Annotated in this window: 24 protein-coding genes and 1 pseudogene; 10 read left to right on the top strand and 15 right to left on the bottom strand. The window is 65.6% G+C overall.

All coding sequences use genetic code 11. The annotated features are described in order from the left end of the window. Window positions 1-22: 22 nt before the first annotated feature. The 3 genes from AC0L3J_RS05945 to rpsF form a co-directional block, all read right to left on the bottom strand. Complete coding sequence (locus AC0L3J_RS05945; RefSeq protein ID WP_473346366.1) at window positions 23-1,000, bottom strand: DUF2232 domain-containing protein; 978 nt, start codon at window positions 998-1,000, stop codon at window positions 23-25. Between the two features lie 129 nt (window positions 1,001-1,129). Beyond that, window positions 1,130-1,369 carry a 30S ribosomal protein S18 gene (gene rpsR, locus AC0L3J_RS05940; protein WP_007592020.1) on the bottom strand — a complete coding sequence of 80 codons (240 nt, stop codon included), beginning with the start codon at window positions 1,367-1,369 and terminating at the stop codon, window positions 1,130-1,132. Window positions 1,370-1,374: 5 nt separating this feature from the next. Next, complete coding sequence (gene rpsF, locus AC0L3J_RS05935; protein WP_275167216.1) at window positions 1,375-1,890, bottom strand: 30S ribosomal protein S6; 516 nt, start codon at window positions 1,888-1,890, stop codon at window positions 1,375-1,377. Window positions 1,891-2,247: 357 nt separating this feature from the next. On the opposite strand from rpsF, the gene AC0L3J_RS05930 reads away from it, so the two are divergent. The 9 genes from AC0L3J_RS05930 to gmk all read left to right on the top strand — a co-directional run bounded on the left by AC0L3J_RS05930 (window position 2,248) and on the right by gmk (window position 10,945). Further along, the gene (locus AC0L3J_RS05930) at window positions 2,248-2,952 is read left to right on the top strand and encodes a TetR/AcrR family transcriptional regulator C-terminal domain-containing protein (RefSeq protein ID WP_473346365.1); all 705 of its coding nucleotides are present in this window, start codon (window positions 2,248-2,250) and stop codon (window positions 2,950-2,952) included. 3 nt (window positions 2,953-2,955) lie between these two features. After that, entirely contained in the window at window positions 2,956-3,981 is a 1,026-nt protein-coding gene (locus AC0L3J_RS05925; protein WP_473346364.1) for a fatty acid desaturase family protein, read from the top strand. Window positions 3,982-4,154: 173 nt separating this feature from the next. Continuing rightward, complete coding sequence (gene fabD / locus AC0L3J_RS05920) at window positions 4,155-5,114, top strand: ACP S-malonyltransferase (RefSeq protein ID WP_473346363.1); 960 nt, start codon at window positions 4,155-4,157, stop codon at window positions 5,112-5,114. 102 nt (window positions 5,115-5,216) lie between these two features. Continuing rightward, complete coding sequence (gene fabG / locus AC0L3J_RS05915; protein ID WP_473346362.1) at window positions 5,217-5,954, top strand: 3-oxoacyl-[acyl-carrier-protein] reductase; 738 nt, start codon at window positions 5,217-5,219, stop codon at window positions 5,952-5,954. 308 nt (window positions 5,955-6,262) lie between these two features. Then, complete coding sequence (locus AC0L3J_RS05910; RefSeq protein ID WP_006020277.1) at window positions 6,263-6,502, top strand: acyl carrier protein; 240 nt, start codon at window positions 6,263-6,265, stop codon at window positions 6,500-6,502. Window positions 6,503-6,610: 108 nt separating this feature from the next. Then, window positions 6,611-7,876 carry a beta-ketoacyl-ACP synthase II gene (fabF, locus tag AC0L3J_RS05905; protein ID WP_473346361.1) on the top strand — a complete coding sequence of 422 codons (1,266 nt, stop codon included), beginning with the start codon at window positions 6,611-6,613 and terminating at the stop codon, window positions 7,874-7,876. Window positions 7,877-8,001: 125 nt separating this feature from the next. Further along, entirely contained in the window at window positions 8,002-9,276 is a 1,275-nt protein-coding gene (gene mltG / locus AC0L3J_RS05900) for an endolytic transglycosylase MltG (protein ID WP_007609326.1), read from the top strand. A 118-nt stretch (window positions 9,277-9,394) separates the two neighbouring features. Next, window positions 9,395-10,282: a YicC/YloC family endoribonuclease gene (locus tag AC0L3J_RS05895; RefSeq protein ID WP_027569668.1), complete on the top strand. Its 888-nt coding sequence runs from the start codon at window positions 9,395-9,397 to the stop codon at window positions 10,280-10,282. A 3-nt stretch (window positions 10,283-10,285) separates the two neighbouring features. Further along, entirely contained in the window at window positions 10,286-10,945 is a 660-nt protein-coding gene (gene gmk, locus AC0L3J_RS05890; RefSeq protein WP_473346360.1) for a guanylate kinase, read from the top strand. Here gmk and AC0L3J_RS05885 read toward each other — a convergent pair. The 5 genes from AC0L3J_RS05885 to AC0L3J_RS05865 all read right to left on the bottom strand — a co-directional run bounded on the left by AC0L3J_RS05885 (window position 10,878) and on the right by AC0L3J_RS05865 (window position 15,157). Further along, entirely contained in the window at window positions 10,878-12,068 is a 1,191-nt protein-coding gene (locus tag AC0L3J_RS05885) for a hypothetical protein (RefSeq protein ID WP_473346359.1), read from the bottom strand. The genes gmk and AC0L3J_RS05885 overlap by 68 nt on opposite strands. 150 nt (window positions 12,069-12,218) lie before the next feature. Next, the gene (locus tag AC0L3J_RS05880) at window positions 12,219-12,713 is read right to left on the bottom strand and encodes a hypothetical protein (protein ID WP_473346358.1); all 495 of its coding nucleotides are present in this window, start codon (window positions 12,711-12,713) and stop codon (window positions 12,219-12,221) included. Window positions 12,714-12,743: 30 nt separating this feature from the next. Beyond that, on the bottom strand, window positions 12,744-14,090 hold the full coding sequence (locus AC0L3J_RS05875) for a caspase family protein (RefSeq protein ID WP_473346356.1): 1,347 nt from the start codon (window positions 14,088-14,090) through the stop codon (window positions 12,744-12,746). A 108-nt stretch (window positions 14,091-14,198) separates the two neighbouring features. Beyond that, on the bottom strand, window positions 14,199-14,921 hold the full coding sequence (locus tag AC0L3J_RS05870) for a Crp/Fnr family transcriptional regulator (protein ID WP_473346355.1): 723 nt from the start codon (window positions 14,919-14,921) through the stop codon (window positions 14,199-14,201). Continuing rightward, window positions 14,918-15,157 (bottom strand): hypothetical protein, encoded by a 240-nt coding sequence (locus AC0L3J_RS05865; protein WP_456764656.1) that lies wholly within the window; start codon window positions 15,155-15,157, stop codon window positions 14,918-14,920. The genes AC0L3J_RS05870 and AC0L3J_RS05865 overlap by 4 nt, the downstream gene beginning before the upstream one ends. A gap of 175 nt (window positions 15,158-15,332) precedes the next feature. On the opposite strand from AC0L3J_RS05865, the gene AC0L3J_RS05860 reads away from it, so the two are divergent. Then, window positions 15,333-16,070 (top strand): Crp/Fnr family transcriptional regulator, encoded by a 738-nt coding sequence (locus tag AC0L3J_RS05860; RefSeq protein WP_027517529.1) that lies wholly within the window; start codon window positions 15,333-15,335, stop codon window positions 16,068-16,070. Here the strand turns inward: AC0L3J_RS05860 and AC0L3J_RS05855 are convergent. The 7 genes and pseudogenes from AC0L3J_RS05855 to AC0L3J_RS05825 form a co-directional block, all read right to left on the bottom strand. Beyond that, a complete protein-coding gene (locus tag AC0L3J_RS05855) occupies window positions 16,049-16,801 on the bottom strand; it encodes a Crp/Fnr family transcriptional regulator (RefSeq protein ID WP_473346354.1) in 753 nt (250 codons plus the stop codon). The two genes, AC0L3J_RS05860 and AC0L3J_RS05855, sit on opposite strands and share 22 nt — an antisense overlap. Window positions 16,802-17,168: 367 nt before the next feature. Beyond that, entirely contained in the window at window positions 17,169-17,405 is a 237-nt protein-coding gene (locus tag AC0L3J_RS05850; protein WP_007609339.1) for a hypothetical protein, read from the bottom strand. 73 nt (window positions 17,406-17,478) lie between these two features. Further along, window positions 17,479-17,574, bottom strand: a pseudogene (locus AC0L3J_RS05845) (Flp family type IVb pilin); the annotation flags it as partial. Between the two features lie 198 nt (window positions 17,575-17,772). Then, a complete protein-coding gene (locus AC0L3J_RS05840; protein WP_473346353.1) occupies window positions 17,773-18,831 on the bottom strand; it encodes an alcohol dehydrogenase in 1,059 nt (352 codons plus the stop codon). 24 nt (window positions 18,832-18,855) lie between these two features. Further along, complete coding sequence (rsmA, locus tag AC0L3J_RS05835) at window positions 18,856-19,710, bottom strand: 16S rRNA (adenine(1518)-N(6)/adenine(1519)-N(6))-dimethyltransferase RsmA (protein WP_473346352.1); 855 nt, start codon at window positions 19,708-19,710, stop codon at window positions 18,856-18,858. Next, entirely contained in the window at window positions 19,707-20,723 is a 1,017-nt protein-coding gene (gene pdxA, locus AC0L3J_RS05830) for a 4-hydroxythreonine-4-phosphate dehydrogenase PdxA (RefSeq protein ID WP_473346351.1), read from the bottom strand. The genes rsmA and pdxA overlap by 4 nt, the downstream gene beginning before the upstream one ends. Next, on the bottom strand, window positions 20,723-21,649 hold the full coding sequence (locus AC0L3J_RS05825) for a peptidylprolyl isomerase family protein (protein WP_456764652.1): 927 nt from the start codon (window positions 21,647-21,649) through the stop codon (window positions 20,723-20,725). The genes pdxA and AC0L3J_RS05825 overlap by 1 nt, the downstream gene beginning before the upstream one ends. Window positions 21,650-21,716: the final 67 nt, after the last annotated feature.

Raw genomic sequence — 21,716 nt, 5'->3', positions numbered from 1 at the left:
ACTTGAACTTTCGGATTTGAACTCAAGAGGTCGGCAGCGGCGGCGGCTGGCGCGTACGAAGGAAGCGTTCGCGGAGGCCGAACACGGCATCCGCGAGGCCGAGGATCACCATCGCCATGACGGGCCATCCGAACACGACCACGACGGCGTAGGTCGAGCCGAGCCAGAAGGTGCGGCTCTTCAGCGCCAGCGTCAGCGTGTGCAGTACGGCAAAGCCGGTCAGCGCATATCCCATCATCAGCGCCGCCGCCGCGATCTGCGCCACGATCGCAAGCAGTCCGCCGGTGAAGCAAAAGGCGAGCGCGATGCAGAGTGCCACGAGCGTCATCGGCGGCAGCTCCGCCGTCATCAGGTCCGGCCAGGGGCGTCGCAGCCGGCCCGACGTCGCCGTCACTTTGGTGCTGAGCCAGAGGTTGAGGGTCAGCGTCATCATCGCGACGATGGTGGCGGCGGCCGGCACGATCCGCACCAGTGCGTCGACGAATTGATCGGTCTCGCCGGAGGTCTGCGGGTCGGCGGCGCGGAGGAGGCGCATCAGGCCACGGCGCAGCGTGCCGGTGATGGTCTCGGCGTCGGTGCCGAGCGTGAGCAGGGCGGCGAGCGTGGTCAGTGTGGCGAAGCCCGCGATCCACAGCAGGATGCGGCCGACCGGATACCACTCGAGCACAGGCTCAGTGGGCGGCTCGGCGGCGGGCTTCGGCGCGGCGGGGCCGACCTGGCGGCTGAGCAGGACGAGATGGCCGAGCCACCAGGCCGGCAATGCGACGGTGACGGCGAAGGCAATGCAGTAGGGCAGGCCGAACAGCGCGCCGAGGCCAATCGCGGCGGCGATGCCGCCGAGGCTCGCGCAAAGCGGTCCCCAGCCGATCGAAGCGACCATCAGCGGCAGCGGTGCGAGATAGAACAGGACGAGCGAGATCAGCGCGCCCGAAGCGATCGAGGCGAACATCAGGGCCGACGCAGCGCCGGCGATCAGGGCTATCAGTCCAAAGGCCATCATCAGCTGTCCCGCTCCCTTCGAGCGGTTAGAGGCATCTCGCCCCAACCATCGGCGACCGGACGACCCGGAAGCCTTATGAGAAACTAGGTAGCTCGGCCGGCGGCGATGTCGCCGCCGGCCGAATTCGTCTTAGCGAATGACGTAGGGCAGCAAGCCCAGGAACCGCGCGCGCTTGATGGCGCGGGCAAGCTCACGCTGCTTCTTCGCGGACACCGCGGTGATGCGGCTCGGCACGATCTTGCCGCGCTCGGAGACGTAACGCATCAGCAGCTTGGAGTCCTTGTAGTCGATCTTCGGAGCATTCGCGCCCGTGAACGGGCAGCTTTTGCGGCGACGGAAAAACGGGCGGCGTGCACCAGCTTCAGCCATTGTTCTTACTCCCCATCCGTCGTGGTGGTGGTGGTGGTTTCAGCGTCTTCGCGCGGACGGCGCGGACCGCGGTCACCGCGGAAGCCGCCACCTTCACGATCGCCACCACGGAAACCACCCTCGCGGTCGCCACGGAAGCCACCGCCTTCGCGATCGCCACGGAATCCGCCGCCACGGTCGTCACGCTCGCGGTCACGGTCGGCCTTGCGCATCATCGCGGACGGGCCTTCCTCGAGCTCCTCGACGCGGACGCTGAGATAGCGGATCACGTCTTCGCTGATGCGCTCCTGGCGCTCGATCTCGGCGATCGCCGCGGACGGCGCGTCGATGTTGAGCAGCACGAAATGCGCCTTGCGGTTCTTGTTCATGCGGTAGGTGAGGGAGCGTACGCCCCAATTCTCGGTCTTGACGACCTTGCCGCCGAGACCCTCGACGATGCCGGTCATCTGCGCAGTCAGCTCTTCGACCTGCTGCGTGCTCGCGTCTTGGCGCGCGAGAAAAACATGCTCATAGAGAGCCATGGAAGTCCTTTCCTCATGTTGGCGCATCGCCCGGCGTCAAGCCCTTAAGAGGCCTTCGGAAAGGACTCTGGGATTAAGCTCAGAAGGCGGAAACACGGGACGACGGGCCGACTGGCCCTGCCACACCAAAATCACGAATGATTTGCTGAGACCGTCCGTTCAGCTCCCGGCCGGGGTCTGCGGATGGGCGCGTTATACGGATTTCGGCTGACTTGGCAAGGTTTCTGGCAAGGTTGCGGTCGGCGTTTTGGCGCGGACGGTCCCGATGCGGGCGGCTGGATCCACCGCGGACCACCATACCGGCTTGATTTGTTTGTTTGTATATCATACAAACAAATCTGACGGGAGCGAACCCCAATGGCAGAAAAGTCGGCCCAGGAGCCGCTCGAGGCGGCAGGCGACCCCAAACACGCCACCCGCGCCACGCGGTCGGCCGGCCGCAAAATGCGCTCGCTGCTGCTGGATGCCGCGAGCCCGCTGTTCCGGGAGCGGGGGCTGTCGGGCACGGCGATCACCGACATCGCAGCCGCTGCGAACGCGTTCCCGAGCCAGATCACCTATTACTTCCGCACCAAGGAGGCGCTGTTCGTCGAATGCGCCTGCCGCGAGCTGCTGTACCTGGCGCGAGCGACCGAGCAGGCGGCGCTGAAGGCGCGCACGCCGCAGGACTATACCCACGCGCTGGCCGAGACCGTCACGGCGAGCGATTCGGTGACCTTCTTCGCCGAGGCGCTGACGCTGACGCGGCGGCGCCAGGATCTCGCGCCGCTGGTCGAGCGCACCATCGAGCGCCTGCACAGTGAGGGTGCGCGAGCCTATGCGAGCCAGGTCGCGCGGCACGGCTGGCGCTCCCTGCGCGCGCCCGATGAGAGTTCGCGGCGGTTCTGGGCCGTCGCCATCGGCGTCATCCTCGAGGGCTACGCGATGGGCCGTTCGCCCGAGGCGCTGTGCGCCGAGATGCTGCGCGTGCTGGGCGAACAGGCGAAATCCGATCATGACGCTGCGCGCTTGCGCCTCGTCGACGCGCGCGACGCATCGAGCAATTCGAATGAGGAGAGTTAGGCCATGACTGCGCTTCGCATGCGTGCCCGCGATTTCCTGACCGACGACCAACTTGCCGACGTGCGCCAGCGCGTGACCTGGAAAGGCGTCGCGCTGATCGCGCACGCCTGGGCGCTCATCATCGCGGCAATTGCTCTGGTCGCGTGGTGGCCCAATCCGATCACCTATATCTTCGCCGTCGCCATCATCGGCTCGCGCCAGCTCGGGCTCGCGATCCTCATGCATGACGGCGCGCATGGCTGCCTGTCCGCCGACGAGAAAACCAATCTGACCTTGAGCCAGTGGTTCTGCGCCTATCCTCTGTTTGCGGAGACGCGCAGCTACCGGCGCTATCACCTTCAGCATCATGCGCGCACGCAGCAGGAGGATGATCCCGATCTCGTGCTGTCGGCGCCGTTTCCGATCACGAAGCTGAGCTATCGCCGCAAGTTCATTCGCGACCTCACAGGGCAGACCGGCTACCAGCAGCGCAAGGCGCAATTGCTCAATGCGCTGGGGCCGAAGGACTGGCCGTTGCGCCAGCGCGCGGCGCATTTTTGGGAGAAGCTCGGCCCGCAATGTCTGGTCAATGGCGCGATGTTCGCAGCGCTCACGGCGGCCGGCGTGTGGTGGGCCTATCCGCTGCTATGGCTGGTGCCGCTCCTGACCTGGATGATGGTCATCACCCGTATCCGCAACATCGCCGAGCACGCAGTCGTGCCCGACAGCAGCGATCCCTTGCGCAACACCCGCACCACCTACGCCAATTTCTTCGAGCGTCTGTTCATCGCGCCGTACTACGTGAACTACCACCTCGAACATCATCTCTTGTTCTACGTGCCCTGCTACAATCTGCCCAAGGTGCACCGCCTGCTGAGTGAGAGCCGGCACGCGGGCCGCATGGAGGTGCAGCCGAGTTACGCGGCCGTGCTGCGGCTTGCGACCGCGAAGCCGAACCGCGATGACCGCCCGGGGCAATTGGTCAACAGCGCGCGCCGCGCGCAAGCGGGGTCCGAGGTCGACGCCAACCAGACGGCCGGCGGATTCTAGGAACCCGTCTCATCAGTTGAAGGCTGATCGAAGTTCCTATCTTGGCTTGACATTCCGGCCCCGGACAGTGTCTACGGCCCCCTTTGGAGCATGATCCGGAACCATGGCCTACGGCCGTGCGTAATCGGCTGCCGGTTCTCACAGAGATCACGCCCGACAAGCAGGGAGCCCCGATGACGGCAGCATTCACATTTCCGGGGCAGGGTTCCCAGGCGGTCGGCATGGGCAAGGCGCTGGCGGATGCCTTTCCGGTGGCGCGCGCCGTGTTCGACGAGGTCGATGCCGCGCTGGGGGAGAAGCTGACGGCGACCATCTGGGATGGTCCGGCCGAAATCCTCCAGCTCACCCAAAACGCCCAGCCGGCCCTGATGGCCGTGTCTGTCGCCACCCTGCGCGTGCTGGAGGCCGAAGCCGGGTTTTCCGTCGGGCGGGATGCGGCCTTCGTCGCCGGCCACTCGCTCGGTGAATATTCGGCGCTGGCCGCGGCAGGCAGCCTGACGATTTCCGACACCGCGCGGCTGCTTCGCATCCGCGGTCTCGCAATGCAAAAAGCCGTGCCGGTCGGCGTCGGTGCGATGGCCGCTCTGCTCGGCCTCGACTACGAGGCCGCCGTGGCGGTGGCCGACGAGGCCGCTCAGGGGCAGGTCTGCCAGGCAGCCAACGACAATGGCGGCGGGCAAGTGGTCGTCTCCGGCGACAAGGCCGCGGTCGATCGCGCCGTTGAGATCGCCAAAACCAAGGGCGCCAAGCGCGCAATGTTGCTGCCGGTGTCCGCACCGTTCCATTGCAAGCTGATGCAGCCGGCTGCCGACGCGATGGCGGAGGCGCTGGCCGGGGTCGCGATCAAGGCCCCGGCGGCCCCGCTGGTGTCGAACGTGCTGGCGAGCGCGATCACCGATCCCGACGAGATCCGCCGCCGTCTGGTTGAGCAGGTCACGGGCACCGTGCGCTGGCGCGAGTCGGTTGCCTATATGGCGGGGCAGGGCGTCACCCGTTTCTTCGAGATCGGTGCCGGCAAGGTGCTGACCGGCCTCGTCAAGCGTATTGCGGACGGTGCTGTTGGCGTTGCGGTCGGTGGTCCCAACGACATTGCTGCCGCCAAGGATGCATTGGCCGCTGCGAAGCAGGCCTGAGGCGCGATGATTCGTCGTCGCGCTTGAGTTCTTTAGTTGACGCACGATCCTTTCGGAAAACCGCTGCGCATTTTTCCGGATCGTGCCTTGGAGGAGTTATCGATGTTCGATCTGACTGGCAAAAAGGCGCTCGTCACCGGCGCAACCGGCGGCATCGGCGGCGCCATCGCACAGGCGCTGCACGCGCAGGGCGCCACCGTTGCTATATCAGGGACGCGCAAGGAAGTGCTGGATGTGCTTGCCGGCAAGCTCGGCGAGCGCACCCATGTGCTCCCCTGCAATCTCTCCAAGGCCGACGAGGTCGAGGCGCTGGTGCCCGCTGCGGAAGCGGCGATGGGACAGGTTGATATCCTCGTCGCCAATGCCGGCATCACGCGCGACAATCTCTTCGTGCAGCTCCGTGACGAGGACTGGGAGGAGGTCATCAACATCAATTTGACTTCGACCTTCCGGCTTGCCCGCGCGGCCACCAAATTGATGATGCGCAAGCGCTTCGGCCGCATCATCGCCATCACCTCGGTGGTCGGCGTCACCGGCAATCCGGGACAGGGCAATTATACCGCGTCGAAGGCGGGCCTGATCGGCATGATCAAGACGCTGGGTGCCGAATACGCCAAGCGCGGCGTCACTGCGAACTGCATCGCGCCCGGCTTCATCAAGACGCCGATGACCGATGCGCTCAACGACAAGCAGCGCGAAACGATTCTGACCAAGGTTCCGGCCAATCGCCTGGGCACGCCAGAGGACATCGCGGCGGCCGCCGTCTACCTGAGTTCGAACGAAGCAGCCTATGTCACCGGCCAAACCATCCACGTCAACGGCGGCATGGCCATGATCTGACGCCTCATGCCGCACCGCCCCCTGGCGGCGCGGAATGCGGCAAACGGCCGTTTCCGGAGCGAAATGAGGCTTGTAGTCAACGCAATTGAAGTATGATAACCGGACCTTCAACGGATGGGCAAAGAACGCCATTGCAGGTTTTTGAAACCCTGTATATTGGCGATGCGGAGCCTTGGCCGTCATTCGCCGGGCCTGCATCGGTTAGGGTGGGGCCAAATCAAAGTTCGTAAGCGAAGGCAGTCAACGACCACGACGGCTCGTATCGTCCCGGGGGGTCGGGTCTACAGGGAACAACACGAGGTTATGCAATGAGTGAGATTGGCGAGCGGGTTAAGAAGATCGTGGTCGAACACCTTGGTGTTGAACCCGAGAAGGTTGTCGATGCTGCGAGCTTCATCGACGACCTCGGCGCCGACAGTCTGGACACCGTCGAGCTGGTGATGGCGTTCGAAGAGGAATTCGGTTGCGAGATTCCGGACGATGCCGCGGAAACGATTCTCACCGTCGGCGACGCCACCAAGTTTCTCGAGAAGAACGCGAAGAGCTAAGGCTCTTCATTTTCGCGGGGACAACATTGAAACCGGACGGACCGCCCAACAGCGGTCAGCCGGTTTCTTGTTATTGGCCGTGAATGTTTCGATGCGGAGTTTTCGGATATGAGGCGGGTTGTCGTCACGGGTCTTGGCATGGTTTCGCCACTCGGCTGCGGTGTCGAGCCGACCTGGAAACGCATCCTCGACGGCCAAAGTGGCGCACGCAAAATCGAGAGCTTCGATGTCTCCGATCTTCAGACCAAGATCGGCTGCACGGTCGTGCGCGGCGACGGTACCAACGACACTTTCAATCCCGATATCTGGATGGAGCCGAAGGACCAGCGCAAGGTCGACGACTTCATCATCTTCGGCATGGCCGCAGCCGGCCAGGCGCTCGACGATGCCAACTGGCATCCCGAGACCGAAGAGGACAAATGCGCCACCGGCACCATGATTGGGTCCGGCATCGGCGGCCTCAACGGCATCGCCGAAACCGCGATCCTGCTGAAGGAACGCGGGCCGCGCCGGGTCTCGCCGTTCTTCATTCCGGGACGCCTGATCAATCTCGCCTCCGGCTATGTCTCGATCAAGCATGGGCTGAAGGGGCCGAACCATTCGGTGGTCACGGCCTGCTCGACCGGCGCTCACGCGGTCGGCGATGCCGCCCGCCTGATCGCGCTCGGCGACGCCGACGTCATGGTCGCCGGCGGCGCGGAATCGCCGATCGGCCGTATCGGCATTGCCGGCTTCAACGCCGCGCGTGCGCTCTCGACAGCCTTCAACGAAACGCCCGAGAAGGCCTCGCGCCCCTACGACAAGGACCGCGACGGCTTCGTGATGGGCGAGGGCGCCGGCGTTCTGGTCCTGGAAGAGCTCGAACACGCCAAACGCCGCGGCGCGAAGATCTATGCCGAAGTGATCGGCTACGGTCTCTCGGGCGATGCCTACCACATCACCTCGCCGTCACCCGATGGCGACGGCGGCTTCCGCAGCATGGCGGCGGCGCTCAAGCGCGCCGGCCTTACTGCGTCCGATCTCGACTACATCAACGCGCACGGCACCTCGACGCCGCTCGGTGACGAGATCGAGCTCGGTGCGGTCGAACGTCTGCTCGGCAATGCCGCTTCCAAGGTCGCGATGTCCTCGACCAAATCGTCGACCGGTCATCTCCTGGGTGCGGCCGGTGCGATCGAGGCGATCTTCGCCATTCTCGCGATTCGCGATAATGTCGTGCCGCCGACTATCAACCTGGACAATCCGTCGGTCGAGACTGCGATCGATCTCGTGCCGCACAAGGCGAAGAAGCGTGAGGTCAACGTCGCGTTGTCGAATTCTTTCGGTTTTGGCGGTACCAACGCGTCGGTGATCTTCCGGCGTCCGGTCCAATAGTTTGTGTTTGCGACGAATCCACCGTTTTGCCGTATTCGGCGATAGTCATACAAGTGGGCGCGTGTACTTGGCCAGACAAGCGATTGTCGGGTCGCATTTGAACCGGCAGGATTCAGGTTGCTTCGATGAGTGAAAGGCCGCCCATTTCGCCCCGGAGCCCGCGGGCAGCGCTCGAGCCCGAGCAGGTCCCGCCGCCGCCGAAGCGATCGGACCGCGCGCGCAATCCCTTCGTGATCGTCGGCAACGCCATCATCACCCTGCTGCTGATTGCGATGATCGGTGCGGGCGGCGTGTACTATTACGGTCGACAGGTGCTCGAGGCGCCGGGACCGCTGAAGGAAGACAAGATCGTCAACATCCCGCAGCGCGCCGGCAAGCGTGATATCGCCGAGACGCTGAACCGGGAGGGCGTTACCGACGTCAATCCGTGGGCGTTCATTGCCAGCGTCGCTGCGTTGAAGGCGAGTTCGGACCTCAAGCCCGGTGAATACTCGTTCCAGAAAAACGCGTCCTTGCGCGACGTCATTGCCACCATCGTCGAGGGCAAGGTGGTGCAGCATGCCGTTACGATTCCGGAAGGGCTGACCTCCGAGCAGATCGTGGCGCGCCTGTCCGACAACGACATCTTCACCGGCAGCGTGCGTGAGCTGCCGCGCGAAGGCACGCTGCTGCCCGAGACCTACAAGTTCCCGCGCGGCACCCCGCGCGATCAGGTGATCCAGCGCATGCAGCAGGCGCACAAGCGCGTGCTGACCGAGATCTGGGAGCGCCGCAGTCAGGACATTCCGGTCAAGAGTCCGGAGCAATTGGTGACGCTGGCCTCGATCGTCGAGAAAGAGACCGGCAAGCCGGACGAGCGCAGCCGCGTCGCCGCTGTGTTCGTCAATCGCCTGAAGCAGAGGATCAAGCTGCAGTCCGATCCCACGATCATCTATGGCCTCGTCGGCGGCAAGGGCACGCTCGGCCGTCCCATCAAGCGCAGCGAGATCACGCAGCCTTCGCCCTACAACACCTATGTGATCGAGGGCCTGCCGCCGGGCCCGATCTCAAACCCCGGCCGCGCCTCGCTCGAGGCTGCCGCCAACCCGGCCCGCACCCGCGACCTCTATTTCGTCGCGGACGGCACCGGCGGGCATTCCTTCACCGAGACCTACGACGCGCATCAGAAGAACGTCGCCAAGCTGCGCGCGATGGAAAAGCAGATCCAGAACGACACGGTCGAGCCGGCCGAGGACGCGCAGCCGCCGGCCGCCGCCGCGCCCGGTGCCGCCGATACGCCGACGGCGACCACGCCGGCGCGGCCCAACCAGCAAAAAAAGCCGCCGGCCGCTCGCCCCGCGGGTCCGCCGCCGGCCCGCCAAGGCGCGGTGCAGGCCTCGCCCCCGGTGGTCCAGCGCTAGGCCTGCGCGCAGACCTGCCCCGCGGGACTTTGCGGATTACACTTTCCTGCAAAATAGTCTTAAGATTCGCGTGGCTTGATGGCCGCGCGAATCCCGTGCTTCTGGAGAAATTGACCTGATGGCGTTGTCGTCCATGACCGGCTTTGCCCGAAGCCACGGCGCGAGCGGGCCGTATACGTTCGAATGGGAATTGAAGTCGGTCAATGCCAAGGGCTTTGACTTGCGGGTGCGGCTACCGCAGGGGTTCGACGAGCTCGAGGCTCATGCCAAGAAGCGGGCCGCCGAGTTGCTCTCGCGAGGCACCGTCTACGCCAATTTGACCGTCAAGCGCGCCAATGCGGCCACCAGCGTCCGCGTCAACGAGGACGTGCTCAACGCCGTCCTCAAGGCCGCCGCCGTGATCGCCGGCAAGGTCGATGCGGTCGCGCCGAGCGTCGACGGGCTTTTGGCCATCAAGGGTGTCATTGAGGTCGCCGAGCCCGAGGGCGACGAGGAGGAGGACAAGGCCGCGCGCGCTGCCGCCGCGGACGCCTTCGACAAGGCGCTCGCCGAACTCGTCGAGATGCGCAAGCGCGAGGGGACCTCGCTCGGGCAGATCCTGATCCAGCGCGTGGACGAGGTCGAGCAGCTGGCCAAGAAGGCGGAGGCCGCGCCCGGCCGCAAGCCCGAGGCGATCAAGTCTAGGCTCGCCGAGCAGATCGCGAGCCTGCTCGACACCTCCGACCGTTTCGATTCCGACCGCCTGATGCAGGAAGCGATCCTGATCGCGACCAGGGCGGACATCCGCGAGGAGCTCGACCGCATCGCCTCGCACATCGCGCAGGCCCGCGAGCTGATCGGCAAGGGCGGCCCGGTCGGACGCAAGCTCGACTTCCTGGCGCAGGAGTTTCACCGCGAGGTCAACACCTGTTGCTCGAAGTCGAACGACATCGAGCTGACCAATACGGGGCTCGCCATGAAGAACGTGGTCGAGCAGTTCCGCGAGCAGGTCCAAAATCTGGAGTGATCGATGACGATTGGCGGTCACGGAACTGATGGTGTCGAGCGGCGCGGATTGATGTTCGTGCTGTCCTCGCCGTCGGGCGCGGGCAAGACGACGCTGTCGCGTATGTTGATCGACCGTATGCCCGGCCTTCGAATGTCGGTGTCGGCGACCACGCGGGCGATGCGGCCGGGCGAGGTCGACGGCAGGGATTATTCGTTCGTCGACAAGGCCACCTTCGGCGCGATGGTGAAGGCCGACCAGCTGCTGGAATGGGCGACCGTGTTCGACAACAGTTACGGCACGCCGCGTGCGCCGGTTGAGGCGGCGCTGTCAGCCGGGCAGGACGTGCTGTTCGACATCGACTGGCAGGGCACGCAGCAGCTCCGAGAGAAGGCGCGCGCCGACGTCGTCAGCGTGTTCATCCTGCCGCCCTCGGCTGCCGATCTCGAGAAGCGGCTGCATTCGCGCGCGCAGGATTCCGACGAGGTGATCCGCAAGCGCATGAGCCGCGCCAGCCACGAGATGAGCCACTGGGCCGAATACGACTACATCGTCATCAACCAGGACGTCGACGAGGCCTTCGCCGAGGTGCAGTCGATCCTGAAGGCCGAACGCCTCAAGCGCGAGCGGCAGACCGGCCTCGTGGGCTTCGTGCGAGGTCTGCAAGGTCAGCTTCAAGGTTAGGCTGCGTCAGCCGCGGCCCGTCCTTCGCCAGCCGTTCCAGCATCGTCGTGATCACGTCGACGTCGATGGCGTCCTCGACTCCCGCATCCTCATCGCGATCGGCCGGCTCTTCGTCATCGACCTCGTTGGCCGCGAGCCGCGGCGCGGCCTCGATCTGGAATTCTCCGTTGAAGATATCCGCGTCGTCGAGCTCTGCGGTATCTTCGTGCGCTTGCGGGACGCGCTTGTCGATCACATCAATCTCGCGATCGATTGCGGCGAGCTGCGCGGTTTTGAGCTGGGCTGCCTGCGGACGCACGGCATCGAAATCCACCGGGCGCGGCTGCCGAGCGTGCGGCGACGCGTTGAGCCAGGGCGCACGGCCATCGTCGTGATCGTGCGGCTCAAAATTGTCCCAGTTGACGCGGCGCTGGTCGGCGGCCTGGACGCGGATGCGTCCACCGGCGAAGCGGTAGACGAGGCTGGCGAGGATGCCGGCAAGCGTCAGCGCGCCGCCGATCACGAGCAGCAGCATCTGGAGCGAGCCGGTCTGCTTGTCGGCGGTGCTGTCTGCCGCGGCCAGTACAATCGGAGCAGGGGACTTCGCCGGCTTCGTGGTCGTCGGCTGCGCAGCGACCGCGACAGGCGCAGGCGACGGCTGCTCTGTGGGCGCGGCGGACGCCGCGGAGGCGTCGGGCCAGCGCCCGGCGACGGCGGGCTGCTGCGTGTTGGCGTCGGCGGCGGGGCTCGCAGCTTGTTGCATCGGCGCCGGTCCCGCCTGTGCAGGCGTCTTCACCGTGGCGATGCTCTGCGGCGTCAGATATTCGGCGCGCGCGTCCTGGACCGAGTGCTGCTGCGGCACGGCTGAATCCGCTGCAGGCGTGTCGGGCGCAGCCTGGGCGGTTTGAGTGGCCTTGCCGCCTTCGGCACGCAGATACCAGCACTGCTGCTTGGTCGCGCGCTCGAGGCGATAATGCCAATGCTGGCCCTGCGGCGCGGCGCCCTTTGGCGAGCCAAGGCAGTCGCTCGCGGCATTTGCCGCGCTCGGTGGCGTCGATGCATTCTGCGACACGGCGGCAAGTGGCGCGCCGGCAATGATGCTGCCTACGAGGGCAGATAAGAATTTTGCGGTGCGGTTGCCCATCCTGGTCTCCCGATTACGCATGACGCAACTCGTTACCTTCCCTTTGTCGTCAAAGACTTGGGTGGCAATGAGCCGCAAATCCGGAGAGGATGTGGCCTGAATCGGGCCTGCGCGGCGTTCGTTCCGCCGCGAAATCAGACTTTTTCGGTGCTATTGCTTGGTCGAAGTCCAGGTTCCGCCGCAGCCGTCCGAGCGGCGGAAGGATCCGGACCCGCTGCGGGCAGCGAGGCGGCCGGAGCCGGTGAAGGTCACGCCATCGCCTTGACCGAACGTGCTGACCGCACCGCTCGCGCTGACGGTACCCGTGACGCCTTGGCCTATGACCTTGCCTGAGGAGACCACGACCGCGCCGGACGTGGTGCCGCCGCAGCCGACGCTGACGACCATCCAGGCGCCGTCGAAACTCCCGCCACCGCCACCTCCACCGCCGCGTCGCGAGGAGCTGCGCGGCTCCTCGGCCGGCTTGCTGCGACGCGCCGAGGGCGCCGGCTCGGCGGAACGGTCCGATCGCGAGCCGGACAGCGACTTCTCGTCATTGCCGATCGAGCCGCCGGCGCTGCCTGATTGTGCGACGGCGGACGGTAGAGCGATGGTGGCGGACAGGCAAAAGGTCAGGGCAATCGTGGGGATGACGGCATTGCGCATGAGCAAAAATCCAAAAAATGAAAAATAGTATCAGCGGCCGGAGCCGTCGGCACAGACTGAACCGATAATGCGGCAAGCTTTGCCAGCCTTGCCGCATTCGTCAAGCGCGGCGTCTTTCGCGCGCTGCACGCTGTCGCGCTGGACCAGCGACCAGGATTTGTCGGAGATCGCGAACGCGCCGCAGCGGTTACCATAGAAGGACAGCTCGATCGGACATTTGGCGCCGGCGCAATTGCCGCGCGCATCCGCCACCGCCGCGCGCCGCGAGGCGTGGTTCCAGGATATGCCCCATTTGCTGCCGTCGGGGCCGTAGACGATCGAGCCCCATGGCTTCAGGTCCTCCATCTTGCGCATCCGCAGCAGCAGGCCTTCGGTGGCTTCGCCCGTTGGGGCCATGGAAATCCGCTGCTGCAGCTTTGTGATCGCGCGGGTCATTCCGTCAGGGCTGTCAGGATCGAAATTGAGCTCGTAGAGCCGCTCGCTGAGCTCGCTCAGCAGGGCGGCATCGCGCAACGGGACGCGGTCTGGATCGGCGCGCAGCCGATCCGCCGGCAAAGGATCAGGCTGCATCGCTGCGACCTGCGGCGGGGCGGTTTGCGTCGGGGGTACGAAATAGAAGGTGCCGTCGATCGGCGAGGACGACACCCAGGGCTGCTGCGCGCCGGAGGTGGCGCGCTTCACCGCGAGGCCGACCTGGTTGAAGGTCTGGAACACGTCGAGGCCCGCGGTCCGGACCGTCGCGGCCAATGCTTTTGTGTAGGGGCTGTGGCCGTCGCTGCCGTCCTGGGCGACATTGCCGGGTTGCGTTGCGTAGGAGATCAGCGTGCCCTCGGGCGCGCGCATCTGCGCGAGACCGCCATCGGAGGCGCGCAGGCCGCGCGAGCCGAAAGGGTTGTTGCGGCACGCGTCCAGGATCACGAGGTTGAGGCGCGTGCCCGATCCCTGCATCTGGCGCAGCACGAGGTTGACGTCGGTCATCTGGAAGTCGACGTCGGCCTCGCGCGTCGGGTTCGCGCCGACAGGCACGAGATAGTTGGCGCCCGAGACCTGCACGCCGTGGCCGGCATAATAGAACAGCGCGACGTCGGCGCCCTGCACCTGCCGGCCAAAGCTCTGCACCGCCAGGTCCATCGCGCCCTTGTCGAGATCGAGCTGGGCGCGGCCTCCCACCAGCGTGAAGCCGAGCAGGCCAAGCGTCTCCGCCATGAGGCTCGCGTCCTTGGATGGATTGTCGAGCGGCGTGATGTTCTTGTAGGCGGAGTTGCCGACCACGAGCGCGATGCGCTTCTCGGCCGATGCAGGGTGCGTGGCGACGACGAGCAGGGCCGCGACCAGCGTCGCCAGCCCCGGGACGCGATTGAAAATCCTCGCGCGCATCAAAATTCCCCAAAACAATGGCATCAGTCTAGCAGGCCCACGCGCCGGCGAAAAGCGGTGCGGCATTTGTACAGACCCCGGCGCGTCCCCCCGAGTTGCCCGCCTCGCTCACGTCAGATAATCCGGCGTGAAATCCGCGAGCGCGCGGAGCTCGTCGGGTTGCAACAGCTCGATCTCGCTTCCCTCCCAGGCAATCAATCGGCGGCCTCTCAGCTCCTGGATGGTGCGATTGACGTGGACGATCGACAATCCGCAGGCGTCGGCGACATGCCGCTGCGTCATCGGCATCTGGAAGCAGCGGTTCTTGACGAGGCCCACGACCTCCAGCCTTGCGGCGAGCTCACAGATCAGATGCGCTACCTTCGGCAGTGCCGCCTGTGCACCGAGGCGCGCGATCCATTGTCGCGAGATCGCCGCATCGATCAGCGTCTCGCGCCAGAACGCGCGGGTCAGGTGAATGGAGCTGTCGAGCAGCTGCTTGAGGTGGCTGTGTGCGACGTAGCCGACGATGGTGGGGCCGAGACCGACGAGGTCCGCATCCATCGGCGAGACCAGCAGCGTGTGCAGGCACGGCATGTCGCCCGGAACGTGGAAGGCGAGAATCTGGCTGCGATCGCCGACGATGCGAGCCTGGTAGAGGAATCCGCTGACGACGAAAACGCAGCGAGAGGCATCTTCACCCTGGCGCAGCACGATCTCGCCGTCCGAAACCTGACGGAGCGTGGACGGCAGGCCAGCGATCTGGCGGCGTTCGTCTTCTGAGAGGCCTTCAATCGCCTGGAGATGAGCGATGAACTTCGGGTGCGGCATGGACAGCAGGAGGTGTTTCACTCGTCACGCGGCATCGCCGGGTCGAGCAGGCGTTGGGAGAGTTTTGCGATGGTCCAATCGGAGACGGGAACCGCCTGGAACTCGCGGATGGCGCGCGCAAGCTCCTGATCCGACATCGGCTGCGCCGGCTCCTTCAACCTGCCTTGCAGGAAGGCATGGCTGATACTGTCCAGGTGCTCGCCCGAATCCGATGCGAACAGGTGGCGAATGCGCTTCAGGATCGTCGTGGGGCTCATGCGAAGGGCGGGCGCAGTCAGCGATCGAGGGATGGTGGGCCCGCGACCCTGTAACGTCGCAAACCGGTAGCAACCTGTGCTTCCGACCAGCGTTCTAGTCCGCTGGATACAGGCCAGATGTATCATTTGATCGAACCGGCAGGATTTTTGGCGGGACACACATGGAACGGGACACATGGAAAAAGCCCATGACGTGCTGATCCGGAACCTCGGCGAGCACACCGCGCTCGCACAGGAGGATGTCGCCGAAATTCGTGGGCTGACTTTTGTGCAGCGTGAGTTCGCGCCGAACGAGGACTTCATCCGGCAGGGCGACGAACCCGAGCATTCGGCGCTGGTCGTCTCTGGCATGATCGCGCGGTACCATTTGCTCGACAGCGGCCGGCGGCAATATCTCGCGTTCCATCTGTCCGGCGACCTGCCGGACTCCCAGGGCTTGTTCATCGACCAGATGGACCATGGCCTCTGCGCGCTCGGGCCCGCCTCGGTGGCCTTCATCCCGCACCGCGAATTGCTCAACGCGTTCCGTCGGCGGCCGACCTTCGCGCTCTCGGTCTGGCGCGAGACCCTGCTCGATGCCGCGATCTTTCGCGAGGCCATCACCAACAACAGCGCCCGGCCGATGCACACGCGCATGGCACACCTGTTCTGCGAGCTGTTCTACCGCGCGCGGGCCGCGCAGCTCGTTCGCGGCAATCGCTGCCGTCTGCCGATCAGCCTGGCGCAGCTCGGTGAGACGCTGGGCATGGCGATCGCGACGGTGAACCGGACGCTCGCCGACCTCAGGCGGAGCGGGACCATGGACTTGCGCGACAGCGAGCTGATCGTGCTGAAATGGCGCGAACTGCAGCGGCTCGGAGGCTTCAGTCCGACCTATCTGCACCTCAAGCGTCAGTCGCCGCCGCGCGCGTGAGGCCGCAATGTGTCAGCCGCTGGCAGATGCCGGGCGCCGAGCACTTCGTCGAAATGCTTCTTCACCCAATCGCTGCAACGGCAGGCTCTGGCTTCAAGCGCCGGCGCGTCGAGGATCAGGATGGCGCCACGGCGTGTCGCGAGGATCCGCCTCGCCTTGAACATCTGGATGACGCGGCTGGCATAGCTGCGGGAGACGCCGAGCATGCCGGCAAGCTGCTCGTGGGTGAGGGGGATCTCGGGGCCGCCGACGTGCTCCTGCGCGGAGATGATCCACTTGGCTGCGCGCTGCTCGATCGAATGCGCGGCATTGCAGGCCGCGGTCTGGAGCAGCTGCGCGAACTGGCAGTCGGCGTAGCGCGAGAACACCTGCTGGAGCGTGGCCGACCTCTGCTGGGCCTGCTCGAGCGCGCGCGGCGGCAGCCGCATCAGGGTGCCGCCCAGCTTCACGACGATGCGCGAATAGGCCAGCGAGGCGCTGCGGCCGGCGGCAATGCCCACCGCGCCCTCGCGCCCGACCAGCAGGCTTTCGACCTCGCGATCGTCCTCGACCGGCACGGCGAACGACACGAGTGTCGAGCGGCAGGGAAAATGCACCGCCGTGACCTCGTCGCCGGCGTGATGCAGGATGTGGCTCGCCTCGAGTTCGACCTGCTGGAGGTGCGGCGCGAGCAGTTCGAAATCCGGGCGGCTGAGCCGCTGGAGAAGATCGTTCTGGGGCCGACCGGTCACATGTGTTGCTCTGGCCGGGAATCGGCACCGGCCAGGACCCTACGTTTCCGTGACCGAGCCGACGGTTCCAAAGTGCACACAAGGCGTTTTTCAAGCGTTGAAAAATTGGCCTCCGGTCTGCGGAATTACGGAAATCGCTGGCGAGGCGCATGGTATGCGAGGCAAATGGCGCTGCCGAACCCGGCGGCCTTCCACTTCACGAACTCTGTGCAGGAGTGCACACAGCAGGGGCGCGGATCGGCGTAGCGTCCCCGATGCGGAGCACCGCACCCCGTGCGCTCCGCCCGACGGACCGCCGGCCTATACCTCAAACGCCGCCGGGCCGGCGGGCCCTAGGGCGACGAGGATGTTCAGCACCCGAAGTTCGTCACCCGAAGCGTGCTTCGCAATCATGCGCGGGCCGGCTTTTTTCCGCGTGGGCGCGATAGGCATCGATCGCCCTGTTGGCGAGCATCAGTTGCCGGCGTTCACCGGTCCTGAGCTGGGCTTCAATGGCATCGAGCAGGACGTTCGCGGTCTCGTCCGGAGAGCCGAGCTCTCCGCTCTGCTCCAGGAAGCTCCAGGCGATGAAGAATGCGTTCTCGACGGTGCAGCGAATGGACATGGCTGCCAACGCGGCGCGGCCGTTGCCGTTCCGTGGGACCGACGAATGCAGTGAATTAGCGCGCGTGCCCGCGTTACTTCAGCGAGCTGCTGATCGAGGTGAACTTCTTGTTCAGCGTCGCGCCGAGATTGTTGACGACGGCGATGATCGCGAGCGCGATGCCGGCGGCTCTCTTATTGGAATTCTGGCAAGACCATGCAGACCATCCGCCGCTTCCTCGCCGACGAGTCCGGCGCCACAGCGATCGAATACGCACAGAGCAGGTTCCTCAATTTGGAACACCGGCTTGCTTCAACATAGAGTTAATGGCGATCTTGAAGCCGGCAGCGAGATGCTGACGCCCGCCGCATCGCGCTTCTCGCGCATGCTAATTCTTGAGTACGATGCGGCCAACGACCTTGCCGGCGCGAAGCTCGTCGATCCAGGTCTGGACGTCGCCCATCGGCTCCTCGCGCATCGGCGTCGGCTTGATCTTGCCGGCGCGGGCGAGCGCCATCAGCTCGTGAGCCTCGGTGAGCGTGCCGACCATGAAGCCCTCGATGGTCATGCGCTTATAGACCCATTGCACCATCGGCAGCGTGAACTGGCCGCCCATCAGGCCGGAGACCACGATCTTGCCGCCGCGCGCGGCGACCGCGACCGCGAAAGCCATGGACTTCTCGTTGCCCGCGAAATCGACGATCTCGTCGAAGCCGCCATCAGTTTCCTTAAGGATGCGCTTGATCACGTCGGGCTCGGCCGGATCGTAGACCACCGCGGCGCCGTTCTTCAGCGCGGTCTCGCGCGCGGCGCCGCTGAGATCGGCGACCGTGATCGGCTGCTTAAACATGGCCGCCGCGAAGGAAAGGCCCATCATGCCGACGCCGCCGAGACCGATCAGCAGGAGATTGCGCTGGCGCGGACGGTCGACCAGGCGCTTGAGCGCGCCATAGGCGGTGACGCCGGAGCACATCAGGGTCGCGGCCTGGTTGACGGGCAGGGGATCGTAGTCGAGCAGATATTTCGCGTCGGGCACCAGCACGTGAGTGGCGAAGCCGCCGTCGATGGAGACGCCGAGAAAGCGCTGCCTGGCGCAGAGGTTCTCGTCGCCATTGGCGCAGTCGCGGCACTGGCCGCAACCGATCCACGGAAACACCGCCTTCTTGCTGCCGACGAGACCGGCGAACACGTCGGGGCCGACTTCGTCGACTACGCCCGCGATCTCGTGGCCGAGCGTGAAGGGCAGCGTCATGCCGCGCGTGGTGTCGAGCTTCTTGCCGCCGCCGAGATCGGCGTAGCCGTCCTGGATGTGCAGATCGGAGTGGCAGAGGCCGCAGCGCTCGATGCGCACCAGCACCTCGCCTCCTTGCGGCTTCGGCGTGTCGACGATGGTCTCGCACAGCGGCGCATCGAACTTGACGAGGGACTGCCGACGCATCAACGCCATATTTCTTCCTCCGGAATTTCTGTCTTACTTTTCGTTTCGTATATCCGCCAATTCACGCGCCATGGCAACAAAGCCGGAAATCGGAATGGTCTCGGCGCGCCGCGTCGCATCGACGCCTGCCGCTGCGGCAAGCCGCGCGGGATCGGCGCCCAGCGACTTCAGGCTTTGCCGCAGCATCTTGCGGCGCTGGCCGAAGGCGGCGGCCGCGACCTGCTCGAGCAGCTTGCGATCGCAGGCGAGAGGTTCTGCACGCGGCACAAGGCGCACGACGGAGGACGTGACCTTCGGCGGCGGCACGAAGGCGGACGGCGCAATGTCGAACAGGATCTTGGTCTCGCAGCGCCAGTTGGCGAGCACGCCGAGGCGGCCGAAGGCCTCTTCGTCCTCGCGCGCGACGATGCGCTCGCCGACCTCGCGCTGGAACATCAGGACCATCATGTCGTACCAGGGCGGCCAGGGCTCGGTGGTGAGCCAGCCGACGAGAAGGTGGGTCGCGATGTTGTAGGGCAGGTTGGCGACGATCTTTGCTCTTTCGCCCGACAGCAGCGGGCGCGGGTCGAAGGTCATGGCGTCGCCATGCACGATCTCGAGACGGCCGGGATAGCGCGCGGAAATATCCTGCAAGGCAGGGATCGCCCGCTCGTCATGCTCGATGGCGATGACGCGTCTGGCGCCGAGCGCGAGCAAGGCGCGCGTCAATCCGCCCGGACCGGGGCCGATCTCGACGATGGTGGAGTCCTCGAGCGGAGCCGCCGCACGCGCGATGCGCGCGGTGAGATTGAGGTCGAGGAGGAAGTTCTGGCCGAGCGATTTGCGGGCCGACAAGGCGTGCTGGCGAATGACCTCGCGAAGCGGCGGGAGGTCGTCGATCGCGCTCATCGGGTTTTCGCAGCCGCCATCCGGCTCGCAAGCCTCAACGCGGCGATCAGGCTTGCCGGATTGGCCTTGCCGGTCCCGGCGATGTCGAAGGCGGTGCCGTGGTCGGGCGAGGTGCGGATGAAGGGCAGGCCGAGCGTGACGTTGACCGCGTCGTCGAACGCCACCGTCTTGATCGGGATCAGAGCCTGGTCGTGGTACATGCAGACGGCGCAGTCGTAGCTGTTTCGCGCGGCTTCGTGGAACATGGTGTCGGCGGGGAGCGGTCCCTTCGCCTCGATGCCGTCGCTGCGCAACGTCTTGATCGCTGGCGCGATCACGGTCTGCTCCTCGTGGCCGAGCGAGCCGTCCTCGCCCGCGTGCGGATTGAGGCCGGAGATCGCGATGCGCGGATTCGCGATGCCGAAGTGGGATTTGAGTTCGGTCGCGACAATGCGCACGGTCGAGACGATCAGCTCGCTGGTGAGCTGGGCCAGTGCGTCGCGCAAGGAGACGTGGATGGTCACGGGCACCACGGCGAGCCGCGGCGACCACAGCATCATCACCGGCTGCGGCACGCGGCCGTCTTCCGCGGCGAGCTCGGCGAGGAATTCGGTATGGCCGGGATGGCGGAAGCCGGCGCGATAGAGCACGCTCTTGGCGATCGGATTGGTGACGACGGCGCCGGCGCGACCGTCGCGGACATCAGTGACTGCCTGGCGGATCGAGGCGAGCGCGGCCGGCGCGCTCGATGCGTCGGGCTTGCCGGGCTCGGCACTCGCGCGCTCGCCGGTCGCGACCACGGGCAGCGCCTCGGGGAAAGCGGCCCCGGCCTCGCCGGCGCTCACCGAAGCGATCCTGATTTCGGCGCCGAGCGCTTTGGCGCGGCGCGCGATCAGCGCCTCGTCGCCGAGCAGATAGAAGGCCGGCAGGCCCAGTTCGCGGCGCTTGAGCCAGGCTGCGATGGTGATGTCGGGGCCGATGCCGGCAGGTTCTCCCAGCGTCAGGGCGAGAGGCTTGGCAGGCTGCTGGGCCATCAGCGGTTGCGATACTCGATCATCGCCGCCTTGCGGAGGTCCTCGAGATAGGCCTTCTGGGTCTTCTCGTACTTCTCCTGATACATCTTCTCGCGGACCTCGCGCTTCTTCGGCGTGTCGATCATGGTCGGCTTGCGCGAGCACAGCACCACCATCTCGATGCCCGCCTTGGTCGTCTCGGGGGCGGTGAGATGGCCGATCGGCGTGTCGTCGAGGACCTTGCGGAGCGCCTCGGGCAATTCAGCGGTGGTCTTGGTGACGATGTCGCGGATGGTGGCGTTCGGCGTGGAGCGGAACAACGAATTGGCTTCTTCGCAGCTTCCGACGCGCGAGCGATATTGCTCGGCTTCCTTATGCCGCGTCTCCAGGAACGCCGGCGACGATCCGCGCGGCACGATCAGCACGATCGGCTGCATCTTGTATTCGGTGCCCTCGATCTGCAGCTTGTCGCCGGTCTGGGCCTGCACGGCCTGCGCGACGTCCTTCTCACCGACCAACAGCTTTTCCTTGAAGCGGCCGCGCACCAGGCTGGTCCAGACCATCTCGGCCTTCATGCGGCTCTTCAGGGTTTCGGGGCGGACGCCCTTGACCTCGAGCGACTTGGTGAGCTGGTCCGGCGAGATGCGCATGCGCTGCGCCATGCCATCGTAGGACTGGTTGATGTCGGAGACGCCGGGATCGACCCCGTATTTCTTGCCTTCCTTCATCTTCACCCGGTCGTCGATCAGCTCGTTGATGACCTCCTGACGGGCCGGTGTCTTCTGCGTCGTCAGCTGGTCGAGCTTGGAGCGCTGGTCAATGTCGAAGTCGGTGATGGGATCGCCGTTCACCATCACGACGATGTTCTGCGCGCGCGACGGCGTGCCGGCCAGGAGCAGGGCGGTGAGGAGGAGGAAGAGGCGGAAGACAGGCAATGGGATCGTCATATTTGTCGCTCGCATGTCAGCCGCGGTGAACCTGCGATTGGGAACACGCGGCCGGCACCTTCAAACC

Source organism: Bradyrhizobium sp. Kon37 (assembly GCF_055807535.1).
The sequence above is the reverse complement of the archived record's forward strand: the minus strand, read 5'-3'. Positions and strand labels throughout refer to the sequence as shown.

Bases quoted from the DNA above. Each gene is read 5' to 3' on its own strand.
- rpsR (WP_007592020.1), bottom strand. From the start codon at position 1,369: ATGGCTGAAGCTGGTGCACGCCGCCCGTTTTTCCGTCGCCGCAAAAGC.
- AC0L3J_RS05865 (WP_456764656.1), bottom strand. From the start codon at position 15,157: ATGAGCCCCACGACGATCCTGAAGCGCATTCGCCACCTGTTCGCATCG.
- AC0L3J_RS05875 (WP_473346356.1), bottom strand. From the start codon at position 14,090: ATGCGCGCGAGGATTTTCAATCGCGTCCCGGGGCTGGCGACGCTGGTC.
- AC0L3J_RS05880 (WP_473346358.1), bottom strand. From the start codon at position 12,713: ATGCGCAATGCCGTCATCCCCACGATTGCCCTGACCTTTTGCCTGTCC.
- AC0L3J_RS05840 (WP_473346353.1), bottom strand. From the start codon at position 18,831: ATGGCGTTGATGCGTCGGCAGTCCCTCGTCAAGTTCGATGCGCCGCTG.
- AC0L3J_RS05850 (WP_007609339.1), bottom strand. From the start codon at position 17,405: ATGTCCATTCGCTGCACCGTCGAGAACGCATTCTTCATCGCCTGGAGC.
- AC0L3J_RS05945 (WP_473346366.1), bottom strand. From the start codon at position 1,000: ATGATGGCCTTTGGACTGATAGCCCTGATCGCCGGCGCTGCGTCGGCC.
- fabG (WP_473346362.1), top strand. From the start codon at position 5,217: ATGTTCGATCTGACTGGCAAAAAGGCGCTCGTCACCGGCGCAACCGGC.
- AC0L3J_RS05930 (WP_473346365.1), top strand. From the start codon at position 2,248: ATGGCAGAAAAGTCGGCCCAGGAGCCGCTCGAGGCGGCAGGCGACCCC.
- gmk (WP_473346360.1), top strand. From the start codon at position 10,286: ATGACGATTGGCGGTCACGGAACTGATGGTGTCGAGCGGCGCGGATTG.
- AC0L3J_RS05825 (WP_456764652.1), bottom strand. From the start codon at position 21,649: ATGACGATCCCATTGCCTGTCTTCCGCCTCTTCCTCCTCCTCACCGCC.
- AC0L3J_RS05860 (WP_027517529.1), top strand. From the start codon at position 15,333: ATGGAAAAAGCCCATGACGTGCTGATCCGGAACCTCGGCGAGCACACC.
- rsmA (WP_473346352.1), bottom strand. From the start codon at position 19,710: ATGAGCGCGATCGACGACCTCCCGCCGCTTCGCGAGGTCATTCGCCAG.
- rpsF (WP_275167216.1), bottom strand. From the start codon at position 1,890: ATGGCTCTCTATGAGCATGTTTTTCTCGCGCGCCAAGACGCGAGCACG.
- fabF (WP_473346361.1), top strand. From the start codon at position 6,611: ATGAGGCGGGTTGTCGTCACGGGTCTTGGCATGGTTTCGCCACTCGGC.
- mltG (WP_007609326.1), top strand. From the start codon at position 8,002: ATGAGTGAAAGGCCGCCCATTTCGCCCCGGAGCCCGCGGGCAGCGCTC.
- pdxA (WP_473346351.1), bottom strand. From the start codon at position 20,723: ATGGCCCAGCAGCCTGCCAAGCCTCTCGCCCTGACGCTGGGAGAACCT.
- AC0L3J_RS05895 (WP_027569668.1), top strand. From the start codon at position 9,395: ATGGCGTTGTCGTCCATGACCGGCTTTGCCCGAAGCCACGGCGCGAGC.
- AC0L3J_RS05885 (WP_473346359.1), bottom strand. From the start codon at position 12,068: ATGGGCAACCGCACCGCAAAATTCTTATCTGCCCTCGTAGGCAGCATC.
- AC0L3J_RS05925 (WP_473346364.1), top strand. From the start codon at position 2,956: ATGACTGCGCTTCGCATGCGTGCCCGCGATTTCCTGACCGACGACCAA.
- AC0L3J_RS05910 (WP_006020277.1), top strand. From the start codon at position 6,263: ATGAGTGAGATTGGCGAGCGGGTTAAGAAGATCGTGGTCGAACACCTT.
- fabD (WP_473346363.1), top strand. From the start codon at position 4,155: ATGACGGCAGCATTCACATTTCCGGGGCAGGGTTCCCAGGCGGTCGGC.